At 37.1% G+C, this 21,185-nt stretch carries 20 protein-coding genes; 2 read left to right on the top strand and 18 right to left on the bottom strand.

Annotated elements, in window-relative coordinates; translation table 11 throughout:
• Positions 1-17: 17 nt before the first annotated feature.
• The 15 genes from infB to rpsB all read right to left on the bottom strand — a co-directional run bounded on the left by infB (position 18) and on the right by rpsB (position 17,423).
• The gene (gene infB, locus AC6UDE_RS03570; RefSeq protein WP_500696629.1) at positions 18-2,531 is read right to left on the bottom strand and encodes a translation initiation factor IF-2; all 2,514 of its coding nucleotides are present in this window, start codon (positions 2,529-2,531) and stop codon (positions 18-20) included.
• A gap of 23 nt (positions 2,532-2,554) precedes the next feature.
• Complete coding sequence (locus tag AC6UDE_RS03565; RefSeq protein ID WP_500693840.1) at positions 2,555-2,854, bottom strand: L7Ae/L30e/S12e/Gadd45 family ribosomal protein; 300 nt, start codon at positions 2,852-2,854, stop codon at positions 2,555-2,557.
• Positions 2,841-3,143 carry an RNase P modulator RnpM gene (gene rnpM / locus AC6UDE_RS03560; RefSeq protein ID WP_500693841.1) on the bottom strand — a complete coding sequence of 101 codons (303 nt, stop codon included), beginning with the start codon at positions 3,141-3,143 and terminating at the stop codon, positions 2,841-2,843. Before rnpM ends, AC6UDE_RS03565 begins: the two co-directional genes overlap by 14 nt.
• A 19-nt stretch (positions 3,144-3,162) precedes the next feature.
• Positions 3,163-4,275 carry a transcription termination factor NusA gene (gene nusA, locus AC6UDE_RS03555; protein ID WP_500695578.1) on the bottom strand — a complete coding sequence of 371 codons (1,113 nt, stop codon included), beginning with the start codon at positions 4,273-4,275 and terminating at the stop codon, positions 3,163-3,165.
• Between the two features lie 13 nt (positions 4,276-4,288).
• The gene (rimP, locus tag AC6UDE_RS03550) at positions 4,289-4,762 is read right to left on the bottom strand and encodes a ribosome maturation factor RimP (protein WP_500695577.1); all 474 of its coding nucleotides are present in this window, start codon (positions 4,760-4,762) and stop codon (positions 4,289-4,291) included.
• 117 nt (positions 4,763-4,879) lie between these two features.
• On the bottom strand, positions 4,880-9,190 hold the full coding sequence (locus AC6UDE_RS03545) for a PolC-type DNA polymerase III (RefSeq protein ID WP_500696628.1): 4,311 nt from the start codon (positions 9,188-9,190) through the stop codon (positions 4,880-4,882).
• Positions 9,191-9,245: 55 nt separating this feature from the next.
• Complete coding sequence (locus tag AC6UDE_RS03540; protein WP_500695575.1) at positions 9,246-10,952, bottom strand: proline--tRNA ligase; 1,707 nt, start codon at positions 10,950-10,952, stop codon at positions 9,246-9,248.
• Between the two features lie 18 nt (positions 10,953-10,970).
• Complete coding sequence (gene rseP, locus AC6UDE_RS03535) at positions 10,971-12,242, bottom strand: RIP metalloprotease RseP (protein WP_500695574.1); 1,272 nt, start codon at positions 12,240-12,242, stop codon at positions 10,971-10,973.
• 24 nt (positions 12,243-12,266) lie between these two features.
• Positions 12,267-13,055 (bottom strand): phosphatidate cytidylyltransferase, encoded by a 789-nt coding sequence (locus tag AC6UDE_RS03530; protein WP_500696627.1) that lies wholly within the window; start codon positions 13,053-13,055, stop codon positions 12,267-12,269.
• 10 nt (positions 13,056-13,065) lie between these two features.
• Positions 13,066-13,803, bottom strand: coding sequence for an undecaprenyl pyrophosphate synthase (gene uppS, locus AC6UDE_RS03525; protein WP_500693848.1), 738 nt, complete (start codon positions 13,801-13,803; stop codon positions 13,066-13,068).
• 53 nt (positions 13,804-13,856) lie between these two features.
• Positions 13,857-14,270, bottom strand: a complete 414-nt coding sequence (locus tag AC6UDE_RS03520; protein WP_500693849.1) for a hypothetical protein — start codon at positions 14,268-14,270, stop codon at positions 13,857-13,859.
• 20 nt (positions 14,271-14,290) lie between these two features.
• Positions 14,291-14,854 carry a ribosome recycling factor gene (gene frr / locus AC6UDE_RS03515; protein WP_500693850.1) on the bottom strand — a complete coding sequence of 188 codons (564 nt, stop codon included), beginning with the start codon at positions 14,852-14,854 and terminating at the stop codon, positions 14,291-14,293.
• Between the two features lies 1 nt (position 14,855).
• On the bottom strand, positions 14,856-15,578 hold the full coding sequence (pyrH, locus tag AC6UDE_RS03510) for a UMP kinase (RefSeq protein ID WP_500695573.1): 723 nt from the start codon (positions 15,576-15,578) through the stop codon (positions 14,856-14,858).
• A gap of 127 nt (positions 15,579-15,705) precedes the next feature.
• Positions 15,706-16,587 (bottom strand): translation elongation factor Ts, encoded by an 882-nt coding sequence (gene tsf, locus AC6UDE_RS03505; protein WP_500693962.1) that lies wholly within the window; start codon positions 16,585-16,587, stop codon positions 15,706-15,708.
• Between the two features lie 80 nt (positions 16,588-16,667).
• Positions 16,668-17,423, bottom strand: a complete 756-nt coding sequence (gene rpsB / locus AC6UDE_RS03500; protein ID WP_500693852.1) for a 30S ribosomal protein S2 — start codon at positions 17,421-17,423, stop codon at positions 16,668-16,670.
• 220 nt (positions 17,424-17,643) lie between these two features.
• On the opposite strand from rpsB, the gene AC6UDE_RS03495 reads away from it, so the two are divergent.
• A complete protein-coding gene (locus tag AC6UDE_RS03495; RefSeq protein ID WP_500696626.1) occupies positions 17,644-18,342 on the top strand; it encodes an HAD family hydrolase in 699 nt (232 codons plus the stop codon).
• 41 nt (positions 18,343-18,383) lie between these two features.
• Here the strand turns inward: AC6UDE_RS03495 and AC6UDE_RS03490 are convergent, their stop codons facing one another.
• From AC6UDE_RS03490 to AC6UDE_RS03480, 3 genes are read right to left on the bottom strand one after another with little or no spacing between them, the layout of a single operon-like run.
• Positions 18,384-19,385: a D-2-hydroxyacid dehydrogenase gene (locus AC6UDE_RS03490; protein ID WP_500693854.1), complete on the bottom strand. Its 1,002-nt coding sequence runs from the start codon at positions 19,383-19,385 to the stop codon at positions 18,384-18,386.
• Positions 19,386-19,431: 46 nt separating this feature from the next.
• Positions 19,432-19,713: a GIY-YIG nuclease family protein gene (locus AC6UDE_RS03485; RefSeq protein WP_500693855.1), complete on the bottom strand. Its 282-nt coding sequence runs from the start codon at positions 19,711-19,713 to the stop codon at positions 19,432-19,434.
• On the bottom strand, positions 19,703-20,443 hold the full coding sequence (locus AC6UDE_RS03480) for a tRNA1(Val) (adenine(37)-N6)-methyltransferase (RefSeq protein ID WP_500696625.1): 741 nt from the start codon (positions 20,441-20,443) through the stop codon (positions 19,703-19,705). The genes AC6UDE_RS03485 and AC6UDE_RS03480 overlap by 11 nt, the downstream gene beginning before the upstream one ends.
• Before the next feature lie 96 nt (positions 20,444-20,539).
• On the opposite strand from AC6UDE_RS03480, the gene AC6UDE_RS03475 reads away from it, so the two are divergent.
• The gene (locus AC6UDE_RS03475; RefSeq protein ID WP_500693857.1) at positions 20,540-21,184 is read left to right on the top strand and encodes a lysophospholipid acyltransferase family protein; all 645 of its coding nucleotides are present in this window, start codon (positions 20,540-20,542) and stop codon (positions 21,182-21,184) included.
• Position 21,185 lies beyond the last annotated feature (1 nt).

Raw genomic sequence — 21,185 nt, 5'->3', positions numbered from 1 at the left:
ATCACTCCTTACGGTATCTACTTAGGTTGGACTTCTTTCATGTGGTATGCTTCGACTTTATCTCCAACTTTAATGTCATTATAGTTTTCAATCGTTAAACCACACTCAAAGCCTTGTTTAACCTCTTTAACATCATCTTTAAAACGCTTTAGACTACCAAGCTCTCCATCATAAATCACAACATTATCTCTAATCAGACGAACTTTGCTATCACTTTTTACGTACCCATCAAGAACCATTCCACCAGCAATCGTTCCAACTTTAGAAGCTTTATAAATTTGTCTTACTTCAATATTACCAGTAACTTCTTCTTCATAAGTTGGATCAAGCATGCCTTTCATTGCAGCTTCCACGTCATCAATGGCGTTATAGATAACTTGATAAAGACGAATATCAACCTTATCAGTTTCAGATTGAGCTTTAGCTTGCGGAGTAGGACGTACATTAAAACCAATGATGATGGCATTACTTGCTTCAGCAAGTGCAACATCACTTTCGTTCACCGCACCAACAGAGGCATGAATAACGTTAACCTTAACTCCCTCAACATCAATTTTTTTGAGGCTTCCAGCTAAGGCTTCCACTGATCCTTGTACATCAGCTTTAATAATTACGTTAACCTGTTTCATATCTTCTTGTTTCATTGAATCAAACAAGTTATCAAGAGTAACACGGTTATTTTGCTTCCGTTCTTCGATTTGGGCTTCTTTAGCTCGTTCTTCTCCAGCAGCACGAGCAGTCTTTTCGTCATTAAAGACAACAAAACGATCACCGGCTTCAGGAACATCATTTAACCCCGTAATTTCAACTGGAGTTGATGGTTTAGCATTCTTGATTTCTTTCCCGTTCTCATTAGTCATGGTTCGAACTCGCCCGAAAGTATCACCAACAACGATTGGATCCCCAACGTGCAAAGTTCCTTGTTGAACCAAAAGGGTAGCAACAGGACCCTTACCCTTATCCAATCTTGCTTCAACGACTGAGCCAGCTCCATTTTGTTTTGGATTAGCCTTAAGTTCAAGCACGTCGGACTGAAGTAAGATCATATTTAACAATTCATCAACATTAGTTCCATTTTTAGCAGAAATATCAACAAAAATCGTATCTCCACCAAAATCTTCAGGAACCAATCCATAGTTCATCAATTGCTCTTTAACATGTTGTGGATTGGCATTCGGTTTATCAATTTTATTAACTGCCACAATAATTGGAGTATCCGCTGCTTTAGCATGATCAATTGCTTCAACAGTCTGTGGCATAACACCATCATCAGCTGCCACTACCAAAACAGTCACATCGGTAATGTCAGCACCACGAGCTCTCATGGCAGTAAAAGCAGCATGTCCTGGAGTATCAAGGAAGGTAATGGTCTTATCGCCATGTTTTAATTGATAAGCACCGATAGCTTGAGTAATTCCACCGGCTTCACCTGCTGTAATGTGTGAATGACGAAGATAATCTAGTAACGTGGTTTTACCATGATCAACGTGTCCCATGATGGTAACAACGGGTGGACGGCTTTCTTGGTAATCGGTGTTATGCTCTTCTTCATTAAAGAACTTGTCAATATCTGATACATTAACATTTTCTTTTTCTTTAGCTTCGATCCCATAATCGGTGGCAAGAAGTTCAATGGCATCCTTATCCAAGGATTGATTCTGATTAACCATCATTCCCAGCATAAATAATTTTTTAACAATCTCTGCTGGTTCCCGATGCAGTAACTTACCAAGATCCTGCGCATTCATACCATCCTGATAGATTAAAACTTTAGGTAATGGACGACTCTTACGGGTTGGCGCCGCATTCTTTTTGTGATTCTGACGAATTCGTTGATTCTTAGAATACATATTATAACGATTATCGCGACGCTTATTACGCTTCTTGCCCTTTTTATTTTTGTTGCGGTTCAAACTACCACCAAATTTTCCACTTCCGTTATTATGTGGCTTAGAAGTATTATTAACCGGCTTCTTGCTTGCACTATTTGCAGTTGTAGAACGATTACTATTCGCATGGGCCGCATTTTGACTATTATTCGTGTGCGAATGTTGACTATTTTGATGATTGTTGTGATTAAAATGATTACTTGAATTCTGATTCCGGTGCTGACCGTTAGTATGAACACCATTGCTATGAGCATTTTCTGGACGCTGATTACTTGTTTGCCCATTATTTTGATGTTTATTTACTTGTTTATGTTCAGAATTACTTGGTCGATGTTGATTGTTAGAATGATTGCTTCTACCAAAATGATTGTTATTCTGACCATTTTCATGTTTTGCAGTATTGTGACCATTACTTCCGTTATGGGAGTCAGCAGTCTTTTTTGCTGGAGCATGCCGTTGTTCACTTCCACTGGTCGCTTTCTGACTATTTTTAAGTGCGCCTCGGACGGTCTTCTCCTGATTTGAATCAAGCGATGACATATGGTTTTTAACCGTAAAACCATTTGACTTAGCAGTGTCAATCACACGTTTACTAGGTATATTAAGCTCTTTGGCTAATTCATAAATTCTTTTTTTGGCCATATAATCACACTCCTTTACTTGTATTATTTTAATTCTTTAAATTTTTTCGAAAATCCTTTATCCTTAATCGCTACGATTGATCGTTTCATCCCAATCGCGTCGCTAAGATCATCTTTAAGCATACCAGTATTAACTGGAACTTCATAGAATTTACTTTTATCGAGAAACTTCTTTTTGGTACTTGCACCACAGTCTGATGCAATAAACAGGTAATTAATCTGTCCCTTTTTAATTGCATTCAAGACAATCCCCTCACCTGAGATTATTTTACCAGCTCGTCTTGCAATTCCCAATAAGTTTAAGACTTTATTATAATTTGTCATTATCAATCAATTCCTGTCGAGCCTGCTTATGGTCGACGTAACTAATAAGTTCATCATAAAAATCATTTGTTAAAGTTACATCAAAAACTTGATCAAGGATTTTATCCTGCTTGGCTTTTTTGGCAATTGTTACGTCAATCTTTACGTAAGCTCCTCGACCAGATTTTTTCCCAGTTGGATCGACTGACACATTACCCTCTTTATCACGAACAATTCTTACTAATTGTCGTTTAGGTGCCATTTCACCCGACACCACATCTTTTCGCATTGGCACTTTTCTTTTTCTCATAACAGTACCTCCTCAAAAATTATTCCTCGTTTTCGTCTTCATTTGATGAAACATCATCAGTAGAATGATTATCTTCACTGTCACTTTCGTCAGTGCCATCCATTTCTGATTCGGATTTAATGTCAATCTTGTATCCAGTCAGTCTAGCGGCTAACCGTGCGTTCTGACCACGCTTTCCAATTGCTAACGACAACTGGTCGTCTGGAACAACAACGGTACAAGAACGGTCGTCTCCATCTTTAAAAATAACGTCAATAACATCAGCGGGTTTCAATGCATTGGCAATGTACTCAGCTGGATTCTCATCCCATTGGACAATGTCCATATTTTCTCCACCAAGTTCATTTACAATTGTTTGAACTCTGGTTCCTCTAGGTCCAACACTAGTTCCCACTGGATCAATATCAGAACTATTAGAACGAACAGCCACCTTAGCACGGTCGCCGGCCTCCCTTGCAATCGAGACAATTTCAACTGTTCCATCATAAATTTCGGGAACTTCTTGTTCAAAGAGTCGTTTTAGCATTCCAGGTGCAGTTCGACTTACAAAAATTTGTGGTCCCTTTGAGGAATTTTCAACGTTTGTAACATACACTTTTAACTTGTCCTGTGGACGATAAGTTTCATTTGGCATCTGATCATTTTTAGCCATCACGGCCTCAACTTGACCAAGGTTCATATACACAAAACGACTATCTTGACGTTCTACTTCAGCAGTTACAAGTTCATCTTGATACTTACTGTACTTGTCATAAACGGTCTCACGTTCAGCTTCACGAACCCTTTGAGTAATAACTTGTTTAGCGGTTTGGGCAGCAATTCTTCCGAAGTTTTTTGGCGTAACTTCAAACTTAATTTCGTCACCAAGCTCGTACCCTTTATTAATCTTTAAAGCTTCATCCAAGCTAACTTCTAACCGTTGATCCTCAACCTTATCAACTACTTTTTTAACAGCGTAAACATGAATACTTCCAGTTTTTTCGTCGAAGTTAACTTCGACGTTTTGAGCCTGATCAAAGTTACGTTTGTAAGCCGAAGACAATGCTGCTTCTAAGGCATCGATCACAACCTCTTTTTTTACGCCCTTTTCTTTTTCAAGTTGATCAAGCGCACTTACTAATTCTTTACTCATTTTAATCTCCTAACTAAAATTCAATTGCTAATCTAGCTTTTGAAATTAATTTTCGCGGAATTTCAAGTTCACTAATTCGCGTTTTATCTTTAATTGCTAACGTTAATTTATCATCATCAACACTTTTGAGGGTTCCCTCAAAAGACTTTTTCCCATTGAGTTTTTGATATAAAGAAACGTGGATATAATCACCAATTGCATTTTGATAATCAGACTCCCGTTTTAATGGCCGTTCGGCACCTGGCGAAGACACCTCTAAGAAGTATGGTTCGTCAAATGGATCTGGATCTAATTCATCAAGTTTTTCACTTAACTGATCACTAACCAAAACACAGTCATCCAAACTAATTCCTTGGTCTTTATCAATATAAACTCGCAAATACCAGCTTCCACCCTCTTGAACATACTCAATGTCATAAAGGTAAAAATTGTTATCATCTAAAATCGGTTGAACGGTTTTAGTAACTCTATCAATAACTTCGCTCAAATACTTTACCTCCTAAAAAATACCAATAAAAAGAGCGAGCATCCCTGCTCACTCATCAGAAGAGTTTATTATTACTGATATAACTATACCATATAACCCAAATAATATCAAAAAGCCCTAGATATCAAACAGACTTAACTGATTTTCATCGGGTAATTCACTTAAGACTCCATTTTGGGTCATAAATTCAATAATGGTTTTAGAAACTTTACCACGTTTAGCAAGATCTTCCTTTGAAATAAATGGCTTATCTTCTCGAGCCGCCACGATTTGTTTAGCAACGTTTAAACCTAGTCCAGGAATTGCTCGAAATGGTGCGATTAATTTTTTACCATCAATTAACCACTCAGAAGCGTCCGAGCGATTAATATCGACCATCTCAAATTCATAGCCCCGCTCCAACATTTCATTGGCAATTTCCAAAACAGTCAAAAGATTTTTCTCTTTAGTGGATGCTTCGGTCCCTTTATCGTTGATTGCCTTAATGCTTGATTTAACTGCTTCTTTTCCATGACTCATAGCCACAATGTCAAAATCATCAGCCCGAACAGAAAAGTAAGCGGCATAGTAAACTAGTGGAAAATAGACTTTAAAGTAAGCCACTCTTAGTGCCATTAACACATAAGCAGCCGCATGAGCTCGCGGAAACATATACTTAATCTTTAAACAAGAATCAATGTACCACTGCGGAACACCAACGTCTGTCATCTTATCCTGCCACTCATCCTTAATTCCGCGACCATGTCTAACTTGTTCCATGACCTGGAATGAGGTTTCTGAATCTAACCCCCAGTTAATCAAGTCGGTCATGATATTATCACGACATCCAATCACATTCGCAATGGTAGCCGTCCCATCCTTAATCAGTTCTTCAGCATTTCCTAACCAAACATCGGTCCCGTGTGACAACCCAGAGATTTGCAATAATTCAGAAAAATTACTTGGTTTAGTTTCTTCAAGCATTCCCCGCACAAAACGCGTCCCAAATTCAGGAATTCCAAGTGTCCCTGTCTTTGAAAAAATTTGTTCAGGACTCACACCAAGAATCTTAGGACTAGCAAACAATGACATCACACCCGGATCATCCATTGGAATCGTTGTCGGATCAACTCCTGATAAATCTTGAAGCATTCTGATCATCGTTGGATCATCATGTCCCAAAATATCAATTTTTAAAATATTATCATGGATGGAATGAAAGTCAAAATGAGTCGTTTTCCATGCCGCATTTTGATCTTCGGCCGGATATTGTATTGGAGTGAAATCATAAATATCCATGTAATCTGGAACAACAATGATTCCTGCCGGATGCTGTCCAGTAGTTCTTTTAACACCAGTTGCACCCTTAGAAAGTCGATCAATTTCAGCATTTCGAAAACGTTTGCCGGTGTCCCGTTCATAAGCCTTTACGTATCCGTAAGCTGTTTTATCAGCAACGGTTCCAATTGTTCCGGCCCGATATACATTCTTTTCACCGAACAGAACCTTGGTATAATTATGCGCAATTGGTTGGTAGTCTCCAGAAAAATTTAAATCAATATCCGGGACCTTATTTCCCTTAAATCCTAAGAAAGTTTCAAAGGGGATGTTGTGCCCATCACCAACCATAACTGTTCCACACTTCGGACACTTTTTATGTGGTAAATCAAATCCAGAACTATATTCACCTTTAGTGAAAAATTGCGAGTACTGACATTTAGGACAACGATAATGGGGAGGAAGTGGATTAACTTCAGTAATTCCAGACATAGTGGCAACTAAACTCGATCCAACTGAGCCCCTAGAACCTACTAAATATCCATCCTTGTTACTTTTAGAAACTAACCTTTGAGCAATTAAATAAATAACAGAGAAGCCGTTTCCAATGATACTTTTTAGTTCTTTATCAAGACGCTTCTGGACAATTTCAGGAAGCGGATTGCCATACAAACGATGCGCTGTATTCATCGTTCGATCTCTAATTTCGTCCTTAGCACCCTCCATTTTTGGTGTATACAACTTGTCTTTTAAGGGTTTTACGTCATTAATTTCGGAAGCAATTTTATTAGTATTATCAACTACAATTTCTTCAGCTTTATCTTCACCCAGAAAATTAAAATCTTTCAACATTTCATCAGTGGTCCGAAAATGGAGATCGGGTAATTCTTGGCGATTCAGTGGGTTAGCTCCACCTTGAGAATTAATCAAGATCTTACGATAAATATAATCATGAGGATCAAGATAGTGAGCGTCACCAGTTGCTACTAACGGAATGTCTAGCTCATGGGCAATTTCATACATATTACTAATAATTTCTTGTAACTTACCCCGATCATTAATTAATCCTTGATCGATTAGTGGCTGATACGCTGCTTGAGGTTGAACTTCAAGATAATCGTAAAACTTAGCCTTATCAAGCGCCTCTTTTTTACCCTTTTGCATCATCGCCGTAAACACTTCACCGCTTGAACAGGCCGATCCAATCAATAGGCCATCCCGAAACTTCTTAAGCTGACTCCTAGGAATTCGAGGAACCCGATAATAATAATCAACATGAGCAAGTGACACCAGTTTAAACAGATTCTTTAAACCAGCTTGAGTTTTCGCCAGGATAATCGCATGGAATGGACGAGCATGCTTATAAGCATCATGTTCCTCCATATGATCATTAAGCTGATCGTGATACTGAATGTTATATTTATCTTCAGCCTCTTTTAAAAAAAGATAATTTAAATGACCAGTTGATTCTGCATCATAAATCGCACGGTGATGGTGCTCTAATGAAACGTCAAACTTTTTAGCTAACGTGTTTAATCGATAACTCTTAAAATTAGGATACAGAAAACGTGCCAACGTCAAAGTATCAATAATTGGATTACTAATCCTACTCATGTCATGGCGTTCGTAACCAGTATTCATGAACCCAATATCAAAAGTAACGTTATGTCCTACAATGATTGCATCACCACAAAACTCACGGAACAACTTAAAGACTTCTTCTTCAGACTTAGAACCAGCCACCATATCATTGGTAATTGAAGTTAAATTGGTAGTTTGTTCAGACAATGGGAAACCAGGATCAATGAACTCCTCAAACTGTTCAATCACATTGTTATTTTGCATCTTTACAGCCGAAAGTTCGATAACCTTATCGTAAATTGCTGATAAACCAGTGGTTTCAACGTCAAAGACAACGTATGTAGCATCCTTTAAAGCAACATGTTTATCGTTATAAGCAATTGGTTCACCATCATCAACGACATTTGCTTCCATTCCATAAATCATTTTAATATCGTTATCAACTGCAGCATGATAGGCATCCGGAAAGGATTGCACGTCGTCGTGATCAGTAATGGCAATTGCGGGATGACCCCATTTTTTGGCGCGACTAACATAATCACTAATCGAATTAGTAGCGTCCATCTGGCTCATGTTAGAGTGTAAGTGCAGCTCAACCCTTTTTTTATTTTCAGGGGCAGTATCTTTTCTTTCTTCGTGTTTAATTGGATTAATATCATAAGCATTAAGTGTCAATTCATGAGAGTAGTTATCTTCTTGAATGCTTCCACGAACTTTAACCCAATCTCCTACATTTAATGATGCAAATTCTTGTTCTTCGTCATCATTTTTGGAGAATTTTTTAACAACAATTGACGAAGAATAATCAGTAACCTTTAAAATCATCAATTGGCGGCCAGATCGTAATGATCGAATTTCTTTATCAAAAACATATCCACTAACCACGGCGGAACGTTCCTCTTCGGTTATGTCCACCATCTTAGTAATATCAACATCATCTTTGATTTTCTTTCCAATCATTTTAGAATGCTTAGTTGGATGTGATTTGCCTGAGGAATTCTTTAGAGCCTGCATCGCCCTTTGAGCCAACTCAACGTCACGTTGTTGTTTCTTTTTCTTTAAATCATCTATTTTTTCTTGAGATGCTGTAGTATCAATCATGGTATGAATGGAAAATTTAGGAAATCCAACTCTTTGATAAGTTGATTCAATTGGTCCTAAAGCATTACCATTTAGAAAATCTTTGACGATTTCATTTTCAGCAAGAAAGGTAACTCGGTCATCAATCAGTTTTGGTAAGTTATTATTACATAATTCATGCGTTAAATTTGAAGTAATTCCAGCGTGATTTACAACCCATTGCCAATAGTCACCAAGCTTACGATTATCAAAACCACTATTCTTAGTTTTAATCTCGAAATCTACCTTAGCAATCCCATCGAAGGCCACACCCAAATGATGAACAAATTCTATAAACTTTTCGTAAGGCATAATCTCTGGTAGTACCAAATGAAAATGCCATCGATTTGATTTCTGATGGACATCGATTTTGTCAATTTCAGCATTTTGAAAGTAAGATTGATCAGCTGAATCTTCTAATTTAATTTGCTGAAGTAATTTACTAAATAATTCTTTTTTATTTAAACTCACTTTGATCCTCTCTTTCATTAGTTTAAAAAAGACCAGTTAAAACCTGGTCTTTAATTTAAATCTCTTTAGACAAAATATCAATTGTATTACTTAAATCATCTTGTTTAGTCTCAATCGTTTCGCCAGTTTTACGAATTTTAACTTCTACAATTCCTTCATCCGCCTTTTTGCCGATTGTAACCCGAATTGGAATTCCAATAAGATCAGAATCAGCAAACTTAACCCCGGCACGTTCCTTACGATCATCAACCAAAACAGATAGTCCTTTTGATTCCAATTCTTTTTCAATTGAAGATGTCATCTCTAATTGCTCATCATTTTTAACATTCGTTGGGATAACATGAACATCATATGGAGCAATTTCTTTTGGCCAAACTAATCCATTTTGATCAGCTTGCTGCTCTGAAACTGCCGACAACAAACGACTGACACCAATTCCATATGAGCCCATGACAACCGGGATATTACGACCATTCTGATCGAGAATATCAGCACCCAATGTTTTGGAATATCGTGTTCCCAATTTGAAAATATGACCAATTTCAATTCCCTTGGTAAACTTCAATACTCCGCTACCATCAGGAGAAATGTCTCCTTCTTTAACTAAATGAAAATCCCCAAAGTCTTTTACTTGGTAATCACGGTCGTAATTAACGTTTTTATAATGCTTCCCGTTTTTGTTAGCCCCAGTAACACCATTACTAATACCTTTAACATACTGATCAGCATAAACAGAAACGTCATCTGGAACATTAATTGGTCCAACCGATCCAGGTTTAACGTCTAAGTATTTAGAAACCTCAGTTGGGCTAGCAAGTTCTGCCGAATCAGCATCAAAATAATTCTTAACCTTTGTTGGATTAATTTTTTGGTCTCCCCGAATCAAAATCATTACTGGCTTACCATCAACGATATAAAGTAAACTTTTAATAATCTGATCTTTTTCAACATCAAAGAACTTACTAACTTGATTAATGTTATTAACATCTGGAGTGTCAACTAATTCCAAATCATTTAATTCTTGATGTCCCTTTTGATCAACAAACATATTCGTTGCCATCTCCAGATTAGCAGCATAATCACTATCATCCGAATAGACAATCGTATCTTCACCAACCGCAGCAGGAGCAGAAAATTCTTTTGAATCGGAGCCACCCATTGACCCAGAATCACCAATGATGGTCCGATAATTTAACCCAATCCGGTCAAAAATTCTCTGAAACGCTGCTTCCATTTGTTTATAAATCTTATCCAAATCATCATCATCTTCAGAAAAGGAATAGACATCGAGCATAATAAACTCTCGACTACGCAACAATCCATAACGTGGCCGATCTTCATCACGATACTTAGGTTGAATTTGATATAAAATTAAAGGAAGCTTTTTATATGATTTGATATTATTTTTAATTAGATCTGTAAAAGTTTCTTCATGTGTAGGACCCAAAATAAAATCCGTATCATGTCGATTTTTAAATTTAAATAGTTCGGGACCATAAGTGTCATATCTACCCGAATCTTTCCATAATTTAGCTGGAATAACTGCGGGCATCAACATTTCTGCTGCATCGGTTTTATCTAATTCTTCACGAACAATTTTTTTGATGTTTTCAAGCACGCGATATGCCAGTGGTAAATATGCATACATACCTGCCGAAACCTGCCTAACGAATCCAGATCGAACTAGCATTTTATGACTAAGAGCTTCAGCTCCCGCTGGATCTTGTTTTAAAGTTGGTATCAATAATTTTGACTGTTTCATTTTATAACCCCTAAAGTTTTATCGAATAAAGTATCGCTCAATATCATTCCAAGTTACCAGTACCATCAATACTATCAGAATGGCAAAACCAATGAGCGTAATGATCGTTTCCGTTTTTTCCGAAACTGGTTTTCTTCTAATTGCTTCCACAATATTTAATAATATTTTACCACCATCCAAAGCTGGAATTGGTAACACATTTACAATGGCTAAATTAATGGATAAAAATGCTAAAAAGCTCAACAGTCCTAAAAAACCGCCCTTGGATGCGTTAGACGTCTCCGCAAAAATGGCAACTGGACCACCTAAGTCATTTAAAGAAAAATGGGTAAACATTGAACCCAACACACCAAACAATTCAGTTGTCATATCCCAGGTTCGAGTAAATCCAGAAAACAACTTAGCTGAAAAACTAGTGTCCATCGCCTGCTGAACCCCAATCATACCAACTTTTTGCTTCTGAATGGTTTTGGCTTCAGTCGTCATTGAAATATTTTTAACTTTTCCATCATGCTTAACCGTTAAAGTTACTTTTTTATCTGGGCGCTTCTGAATCAACGTGCCGATATCATTCCACGTGTTGGTTTTGTGACCATCAACAGCCAAAATATTACTATTATTTTGCAGACCAGCTTTTTTCGCAATTGAAACTTGTGGCGACAGGTTAACCTTGTTTGAGTTATTAGGAACTCCACCTTGCATGAAGGACAAAAGCATAAATGCCAAAATTGCCAAGACAACGTTGTTAAAAATTCCCGCGCAATTTACCAAAAGTCGTTTATACAAGGGTGCTGACTGAAATTGAACGTCAACCGGCGCGATTTGAACCTCGATCCCATCTTTTTCAATAATAGTAGCATCGTGATCAACAGAAAACTTTTTTTTCTCAGAATCATCACCATTTTCGTATCCTTCAATCCAGAGACCCCCTTCTAGATCGGATCCCGACACATCTAGTGGTATTCCTTGAAACAGTTGGCTTTTATTACTCAAATCAATTCTAGTAACAACACCTTTGCTATTAGTTTGAAGCCGAACTGGAGTCCCTGGCTGAATTTCTTCATCCTCATCATCACTACTTCCAGCCATTCGAACATATCCACCAATAGGCAGTAATCGTAGTGTATAAGTCGTGTGATTATGTCGATAGTAAAACAACTTGGGACCCATTCCAATCGAAAATTCACGGACCATGATTCCTGACATTTTAGCCACGATAAAATGACCAAATTCATGAACAAAAACTAATATTCCAAAAATGATTATGAAACTAATGATTGTAATTAACAATAAAGACCCAGTCCCTTCCAGATATTACACAATTCCAAATAAATGTAGTAGTGGTAGAACAAATAATAAACTATCGAATCGATCTAATATTCCACCGTGGCCTGGCAAAATCTTGCCGGAATCCTTAACTCCATAATAACGCTTTAAAGCTGACTCAACTAAATCACCAAATTGACCAAAAATGGAAAGAACAATCGTAATAAAGAACATACTTACAGTACCAATCCCATCAATTGGGAAAAAGCAGACAAAGATTGTACACAAAATGGCTGCTAGTGCTGTACCGCCAATCGATCCCTCCCAAGTCTTATTAGGAGAAATATGAGGTGCCAATTTGTGCTTTCCAAATGTCCTTCCAAAAAAGTAGGCACCAGAATCAGTTAACCACACAATAAACAGAGCGTACAACAGGGTTGTTAATCCATCAGTCCGGGCTTCAATAAAGTAATGAAATCCAAACCCAATGTACAAAATTGCCAAGGTAAAGACCCCAGCGTCATCAAAATTGAACTTATTTTTAGAAAATACGGTAAATAACATCAATAACATTATTAAAATGTAAATTGCAAATGGAGGCTTAATCCACAATGGTAAAAATGATAACCAGTTTGTCGGGATAATCATAGCAATTGTCGCAACAAACGCAATTAGTGTCTCTGGAGACACTAAAAGTCGTTTTTTCATAATAAAAATTTCTGCTAGAGCAATCAAACCTAACACGATAGCGGCTAAATCAATCCATATTCCACCAGCAATGATAATCGGTATAAAAATAATCAAAGCAATAACCGCTGTGATAATTCTCTGCTTCATAATAAATCTCCTATTTTGCGTCCAAACCACCAAATCGACGGTGACGCTGTTGAAATTGTATAATTGTTTTTTCTAGATCGGCAGGTGTGAAATCAGGCCAGTACTGATCAACAAACTCTAATTCACTGTACGCAATTTGCCATAACAAAAAATTAGAAATCCGTTCTTCACCACTAGTTCGAATCAACAAATCAGGATCAGAATATTCACCCAAAAAAGCGGTCATCAAATGATCTGAAATTGTCTGATCAGAAATTTCATCAACATTTATATTACCCCTTTTTACATTTTGCGCAATTTCCTTAACGCCACGCACAATCTCGTCACGACTACCGTAATTTAAAGCAAAATTCAAAACCATCCCGGTACAATCCTTAGTATCATCAATTGCGTCATAAACTGCTTTTTGGGTTCTTTTAGGTAATCCAGAAATGTCACCAATTGTCGTAACCTTAACATTATGTTTAATGAGGCTCGGAACAAAATCATCAAAAAATTTAGCTGGCAAACTCATCAAGTAGCCAACTTCCTTTGCGGGTCGCTTCCAGTTTTCAGTAGAGAATGCGTATAACGTTAATACTTTAACCCCAAGATTACTTGCTTTGGTAGTAATATCTTTTACTACTTCCATTCCGCGTTTATGGCCAGCAATTCTAGGTAAGTGTCTTTTTTTTGCCCAGCGCCCGTTTCCATCCATAATTATTGCAATATGATTAGGAATGTTTTTTATATCCAGTTCGTTAGTCATTTGAGTACCTCAATACTTTTACATAAATAAAGGATGAGAGAATCCTCATCCTTTTACTTTACTAATTTCCATTCTCCACGACCTGCGTCAACCAAAGTATTAAAATACTTTAAAATCTTATTAGCGTCTTCTGGGCTCTGTTCCCCGAGTTGATTCAATCCCTCACCCGTTGGGATTGGCTCTGACAGATCTGTAATCTCGTTTCCATTCTCAATCGTCGCTTTTGAGAAAGCAATAATCCAGTCATTTTCGATCAAGGGAGAAACTACAAAAAATAAGTTAAAGTCATCATTAATATAAGCGGGCATCACGTACACATTATCTTGAATTTTCTGTAATTGATTACCATCATAGTCCAGTGCACGCAGGTTTCCTTCGTTAACTGGCTGTTTCAAACGAAATGCCATGTGATCAAACTCAGGTGTGCCCGGTGTTACTTCTTTTTCGTTATCATTATCATCAGCCATTAGAAAAACTCCCCATTTTATTAACCATTAAGAATCTCGTCTTCCTTTTTCGAGATAATGTCTTCCACTTCAGAAATTGACTTATCAGTGATTTTTTGAATTTTGTCCTCCAAATTATGAGACTCGTCATCCGTAAAATCACCATCTTTGTTACCCCGTTTAGCAGCGTCCATGCCATCACGACGAACATTTCTAACTGCTACTTTACTTTCTTCACCAGTTGCTTTAACTTTTTTCGCAATTTCTTTTCGACGATCTTCTGTCAACTGTGGGATCACAATTCGAATATTGTCACCATCATTCATCGGATTAATTCCAAGGTCAGCCTCTAAAATACCATGCTCGATGTCCTTTAACGAACTCTTATCATAAGGTGTAATTAAAATTACACGCGGTTCTGGAATTGAGATTGAAGCGACTTGGTTTAATGGCGTTGATGCCCCATAATAGTTAACTCTAACCGGACTTAATAAACTAGCATTAGCACTACCAGCTCGGATGTTTCCAAGTTCCCGCTGTAAGGCTTCCTCTGCTTTTTTCATTTTTGACTTAGTTGTGTCAATAATTTCATTTGAACTAGGCATATTATTTTCCTTCCACGATTGTTCCAATTTTATCACCTTGAACAACCTTCTTGATATTGCCAGGCTTATTTAAATTGAATACCACTAACGGGATATTATTATCCATCGAAAGTGAGCTCGCAGTAGTATCCATAACATGTAAGCCTTTGTTAATGATATCCATTTGCGTTAATTTCTCATACTTTTTAGCATTGGGATCGGTTTTAGGATCAGCTGAGTAAATTCCGTCAACTCCGTTTTTTGCCATTAAAATGGCATCAGCGTCAATTTCAGCAGCACGGAGGACTGCCGTAGTATCAGTTGAAAAGTACGGATTACCAGTACCTCCAGAAAAAATCACAATTCGTCCCTTCTCTAAGTGGCGAACTGCTTTACGCCGAATGTAGGGTTCTGCAATTTGCTTCATTTCAATCGATGTTTGAAGCCTAGTCGGAACATCCACTGATTCAAGGTTATCCTGTAAGGCTAAACCGTTCATAATGGTCGAAAGCATCCCAATATAATCGGCTTGGGATCTTTCCATTCCCATTTCTTCACCAGCTTCACCACGCCACATGTTTCCACCACCGACAACGATGGCAATTTGAATCCCTAAGTTATAAACATCTCTAATTTCTTCAGCAATCGTCTTGATAACGGGGGGATTAATTCCAAATCCTTTATCACCAGCAAGAGCTTCACCGCTTAACTTTAAAACGATCCGTTTGTACTTTAAATCTGCCATCAGATTTCCTCCAACAATATAAATTAACTACGATAATTTTAGCATATATTAACGTATAACAACAGTGCCCTGAAGTTAGGTATAACAAAAAAGCCAGTGCATTTAACACTGACTTTTTGCTGAAATATTATTGATTCATTTGTTGTTTAACTTCATCAGCAAAACTTTGAGTATCTTGTTCAATACCTTCACCAACTTCATATCGAACAAAGCCTTTTAGTTTACCATTATTTGATTCAACATATTGTTGAACAGACATATCAGGATCCTTAACAAAAGGTTGATCAGCTAAACTAATTTGAGCTAAGAATTTCTTTAAACGCCCATCAACCATCTTTTCAACGATCTTTTCAGGTTTACCCTCACTTAGAGCTTCCTTTTTAAGAACTTCACGTTCATGCTGCAACCGATCTGAAGGAATTTCATCTTGAGTTAAGAATTCTGGGTTTTCAGCAGCAACATGCATGGCAACATCCTTAGCAGTATTGTCATCTCCACCTTGAAGTTCAACCAAAGCACCAATTTCTCCACCATTATGAAGATAAAAGCCAAAACTATCATCATCATTTTTATTAAAGGTCTTGAAACGACGCAATTTGATTTTTTCACCAGTAACTTGGGTAGTATTAATGATGGCATCTTCGACGGTTCCATCGTTTAATTCAAGTTTCATTGCTGCATCTAAATCTTTAGGCTGATTTAAAGCAATTGCATCAGCAACAGCATCAATCAAATCCTTAAAGTCATCATTGCTGGCAACAAAGTCCGTTTGCGAGTTAATTTCAACGATCGCAGCCTTGTTATCATGAACAGCAACTCGAGTGAGGCCACTAGCAGCCACCTTTCCACTCTTCTTTTCAGCCTTTGCAACCCCATTTTCTCTAAGAATATCAATGGCTTTCTTTTCATCACCATCGGCGGCAACTAAAGCCTTCTTAGCATCCATCATACCAGCACTAGTCTTGTCACGTAACTCTTTAACTTGTTTAGCAGTTACTTTTGCCATAATTGTGATCTCCTTTGTTTTAATAAAAAACTGACTTAAATTAGGCCAAAAGGGTCTAAACAAAAGTCAGCCTATCACTTTAATTATTTAGTTTCTTCGGATTTTTCATCTTTTTGGTCAGCATTTTTATCAAAATCTTTTTCGCTAACTTCATCTTCACCCTGTTTACCCTCAATAATAGCATCAGCCATTGTTGAAGTAATCAATCTGATGGCACGAATTGCATCATCATTAGAAGGAATAACATAATCAATTCCATCAGGATCAGTATTAGTATCTACCATTGCTACAACCGGAATATTAAGCTTTTGAGCTTCATGCAAAGCAATTTGTTCCTTATGTGGATCAACGATGAACATTACATCCGGAATCTTAGGCATATCTTCGATACCGCCTAAGAATCTTTCAAGTTTGTCGGTTTGCTTCTTAAGCAAAGCAACTTCCTTCTTTGGTAAACGTTCAAAAGTGCCATCTTGAGCCATCTTTTTAAGTTTCTTCAAGTACTTAATTCGTTTTTGAATCGTGTTCCAGTTGGTAAGAGTACCACCTAACCAACGATGGTTAACGTAGTAAACGCCAGCACGTTTTGCTTCTTCTTCAATTGAATCTTGAGCTTGTTTCTTAGTACCAACAAAAAGAATTACAGCATCATTTGCTGCTTCATCCTTCATAAAGTTGTAAGCACGGTCAATGCACTTAACCGTCTTTTGTAAATCGATGATATAAATACCATTACGTTCAGTAAAAATGTATTTCTTCATCTTAGGATTCCAACGACGAGTTTGGTGACCGAAATGAACACCAGCCTCAAGTAATTGTTTCATTGTAACTACAGCCATAATTAGCCTCCATATAAAAGTTTTTTCCTCCCTAGAATTATGCAAGGAACTCAAATGAGCACCGCCTTACAAAGCCTTCTAGGTGTGTATTGGTAATTAACACCAAGGATTAGTATACAAAATATCAACGTAAATAACAATAATATTTTGAGATTTAATCAAATCTTGCGTATAATATTAAAAATGTGTTACGGTTCTATGTATCTGAGGAGGAGTTTAAATGATAAAAGCTGTCGTATTTGACGTCGACGACACATTGTATGATCAAAAGCGGGTTTCAGAAGAGGCCTTTTTTAAGACGTTCCCTAATCATCCAATTATTGACTCAGCTACTTCATTTAAAAATTTTCAAATTCAAAGTCCCTTAGTTTATTCCAATATAATGTCTGGAACTTACAAGCAAAATGAACTAGTTTATCAAAACATCAAAAATGGTGTTAACGATCTTGATCCGGATAAAGAAGAAATTAAACATTTTAAGAAAAACTATCTAACTTGTATTAAAGAAATTTCATCTTATCACGATCTTTTAAAGACAATCCAAATGTTGTCAAATGATTTAAAAATTGGAATTATTGCTAACGGATCCAGTCAATTCTTAAATAACGAACTAAAGATCCTTGGATTAGATGATTACATTGATCCTAATTACATCATTGCTTCAGAGTCAGTTGGCATGTTAAAACCGGATCCTAAAATTTTTACCGTTATGAATCATAGATTAGATGTAAGACCATCCGAAGTAGCTTACATTGGCGATTCATTTACTGGTGACATCATTTCAGCCAAGCGAGCTGGTTGGCATGCCTTTTGGTTCAATCACCGCAAAAGGTCTGTTCCAGAAACAAACTTCGTTCCTGACCAAACGGTAACTTCTCAAACTGAGCTTTGTGAACTTTTAAAGGCTCTATCAAAATAAAAAGCGCACTTCATATGAAGTGCGCTTTTTATTTTGATTTCCTATTTAACTTCAACTGAGTTATCGGACTTACCGTTTTTAATCAATTGAACGTTTGAATCGAGTGCAATTTGAACCATGTTCTTAACCGCAGGCTTCGTGTAAAATGCAATGTGTGGAGTGATTAAAACATTATCCCGTTTCATCAAGTTCTTCAATCTGTCATCTGGGATCTTATCAAAACTTCCAAAATCAACATTGAAAATACCCACTTCGTTTTCGTACACATCAAGAGCAGCTCCTGAGATCTTGCCACTGTCAAGGCCACGAATCAAAGCATCAGTATCAATTAAACTTCCACGGGCAGCATTGATAATTTTGATTCCATCTTTCATTTGCGCAATTGAATCATCATTAATCATATGATCATTTTCTTTTAATGCTGGGGCATGAAGAGTTATAATATCAGAATTTGCATACAATTCTTCAGGGGTATCAACGTAAATTCCCTCTTTTTTGAGCTCAGGGTTTGGATAAGGGTCATAAGCAATCACTTTGGCACCAAAACCTTGAAGGATTTTAACAACTTGGCGTCCGATTCTCCCAGTAGCATAGACACCAACGGTTTGCTTGTTCATTTCGTCAGCAATATCTGGAGCCCAGGTCATGTTACCATGGCGTTCCTTATCTTCAAACTTTTTAGTATGACGAAGTAACCGCATCATTTCTGTAACCGCTAATTCAGCAATAGCAGCTGGTGAATAAGCTGGAACGTTAGTGACATTAATGCCATCACGTTTAACAGCATCAGCATCAACATTATCCACCCCAACGTTTCGAAGTGAAAGTGATTTAATGCCAAAACTAGCTAATTTGTCTAAAATATCAGCAGTATAAGGCTTTTGCTGGTATGCAACCACACCATCAAATCCCTTTGCTTCGTCGACAGTGTCATTATCCAATAATTTTGATTCTGCTTTTACTTCAATGTCTGGATGAGCTTTATCCCATTGTTCTAAGTATGGTCGTTCATCGTCTCTAATTCCATATGCAATGATTTTCATAACTTAGTCCCCCTTTTCTTTTCACCATAATTATAACACCCAACCACTAATTACCCCAAAGAGTCGAGTCAATTCCATGGCTAATTAGAAAAAATTCTTTTTTTCTCCGAGTTTGATGCTTAAAAGCGTATTCTGCTTTCATGGCACTCCTTTTATCATTAAATTTTTCGTAGTACAGTAGCTTTAAAGGTCGCCTAGTTTTAGTATATTTGGCCCCTTTCCCAGCTTGATGAACCGCTAATCTACGATAAACGTCATCGGTAAACCCACCGTAAAACGTCCCGTCACAACAAAGTAAGACATACATATAGTAACTTTTACTTTCCATACAACATCTTTTTAACCTCTTTTGAATAACTACCATGGTCATAAACCGTAATCGGGTAATCGACTTTTAAACCAGCATTTTTTCCATCTTTAATTGCAGATACCAAAATCATGTTAGAATTCTTTCCCTCTTTAGGGTAAATAAATTGAATTTGCTTCATTGCTAGTCGAAAGTTAGTCATTAAGTTCATTAACTCATGTAGGCGATCAGGACGATAAACCATGTAAAGTTTCCCACCAGTTTTTAAAAGCTCACTACTAGTTTTAATAACACTTTTCAAATTAGTTTTTACTTCGTGTCTTGCAATCGCTAAATATTCATTCGGATTTTTTTTACTAGTCGGAAGATTTGAAAAATACGGAGGGTTAACCGTAATAGTATCAACCTCATCTTTGCCAAAAATTGTGGTAGCATTAGCTAAATCATCATTATAAACGGATATCTGATCCTCTAAGCCGTTCAGTTGAACACTCCTAGTTGCCATATCACTTAGACGTGATTGAATCTCGACTTCGGCAATCTTACCATGTGTTTTTTTGCTTAAAAACAAACCAACGGCACCATTACCAGCACATAAATCAACCAAAAGACTATTCTTACTGATCTTAGGCTGAGCAAAATTAGCAAGCATTACGGCATCCAAAGAAAATGAAAACACACTTGGACTTTGAATGACTTTAATGTCCTGACTGTAGAGTTGGTCAATTCGTTCATCACCAATCAAGTTCACCTAGTTCACCACCATTTTTTAAATTTAACTTGTCACTTTTACCGTTAATAATATACTATTAAATTATACATCTTAAAAAAAGGAGCTTAAAATCTTTTGTGGTACTCGTTTTTATTTACAGTTGGCCAATTCATTTTAAGAATTATAAATGGACCAATGAATGTGATGCACAAGAATCGTATCCCAGACGGAAATTACGTGTTAATTGCTCCCCACCGGAGTTGGTTTGATATGATTCTAATTGCAACGGTAATTCGCCCTAAACAGTTGTGTTTCATGGCTAAAAAAGAACTATTCAAAAATCCAATGCTGGGATGGTTTTTGCGGCACGTCAACGTATTTTCGGTTGATCGTTCAAATCCAGGAATTTCAGCAATTAAAATTCCAGTTAGAACACTGAGAAAAACCAATCTATCACTCATGATGTTCCCGTCTGGTACGAGGCATTCCAAAAAACTCAAGGGCGGTGCAGCACTGATTGCCCAACTAGCTGGAGTGCCCCTGGTACCAGTTGTTTATCAGGGGCCATTGACCCTCAAAGAAGTTTTCAAACGCCAGAAAGTTTCAATTAACTTTGGTGATCCAATTTATATCAACAAAAAAGAAAGATTGGATGATAAGAATCAAAAATTAATTGAAAATCAAATGCAAGCCGCATTTGACAAGCTCGATGATGAAATTAATCCCAACTACGTGTACATTGATGAATCAAAACCGCATAATAAAAAAACGTCGAAGTAAT

The sequence above is a fragment of the Fructilactobacillus sp. X2R5C3 genome (assembly GCF_059901325.1).
The sequence above is the reverse complement of the archived record's forward strand: the minus strand, read 5'-3'. Positions and strand labels throughout refer to the sequence as shown.

Bases quoted from the DNA above. Each gene is read 5' to 3' on its own strand.
- infB (WP_500696629.1), bottom strand. From the start codon at position 2,531: ATGGCCAAAAAAAGAATTTATGAATTAGCCAAAGAGCTTAATATACCT.
- AC6UDE_RS03565 (WP_500693840.1), bottom strand. From the start codon at position 2,854: ATGACAAATTATAATAAAGTCTTAAACTTATTGGGAATTGCAAGACGA.
- rnpM (WP_500693841.1), bottom strand. From the start codon at position 3,143: ATGAGAAAAAGAAAAGTGCCAATGCGAAAAGATGTGGTGTCGGGTGAA.
- nusA (WP_500695578.1), bottom strand. From the start codon at position 4,275: ATGAGTAAAGAATTAGTAAGTGCGCTTGATCAACTTGAAAAAGAAAAG.
- AC6UDE_RS03540 (WP_500695575.1), bottom strand. From the start codon at position 10,952: ATGAAACAGTCAAAATTATTGATACCAACTTTAAAACAAGATCCAGCG.
- AC6UDE_RS03530 (WP_500696627.1), bottom strand. From the start codon at position 13,055: ATGAAGCAGAGAATTATCACAGCGGTTATTGCTTTGATTATTTTTATA.
- uppS (WP_500693848.1), bottom strand. From the start codon at position 13,803: ATGACTAACGAACTGGATATAAAAAACATTCCTAATCATATTGCAATA.
- AC6UDE_RS03520 (WP_500693849.1), bottom strand. From the start codon at position 14,270: ATGGCTGATGATAATGATAACGAAAAAGAAGTAACACCGGGCACACCT.
- frr (WP_500693850.1), bottom strand. From the start codon at position 14,854: ATGCCTAGTTCAAATGAAATTATTGACACAACTAAGTCAAAAATGAAA.
- pyrH (WP_500695573.1), bottom strand. From the start codon at position 15,578: ATGGCAGATTTAAAGTACAAACGGATCGTTTTAAAGTTAAGCGGTGAA.
- rpsB (WP_500693852.1), bottom strand. From the start codon at position 17,423: ATGGCTGTAGTTACAATGAAACAATTACTTGAGGCTGGTGTTCATTTC.
- AC6UDE_RS03495 (WP_500696626.1), top strand. From the start codon at position 17,644: ATGATAAAAGCTGTCGTATTTGACGTCGACGACACATTGTATGATCAA.
- AC6UDE_RS03490 (WP_500693854.1), bottom strand. From the start codon at position 19,385: ATGAAAATCATTGCATATGGAATTAGAGACGATGAACGACCATACTTA.
- AC6UDE_RS03485 (WP_500693855.1), bottom strand. From the start codon at position 19,713: ATGGAAAGTAAAAGTTACTATATGTATGTCTTACTTTGTTGTGACGGG.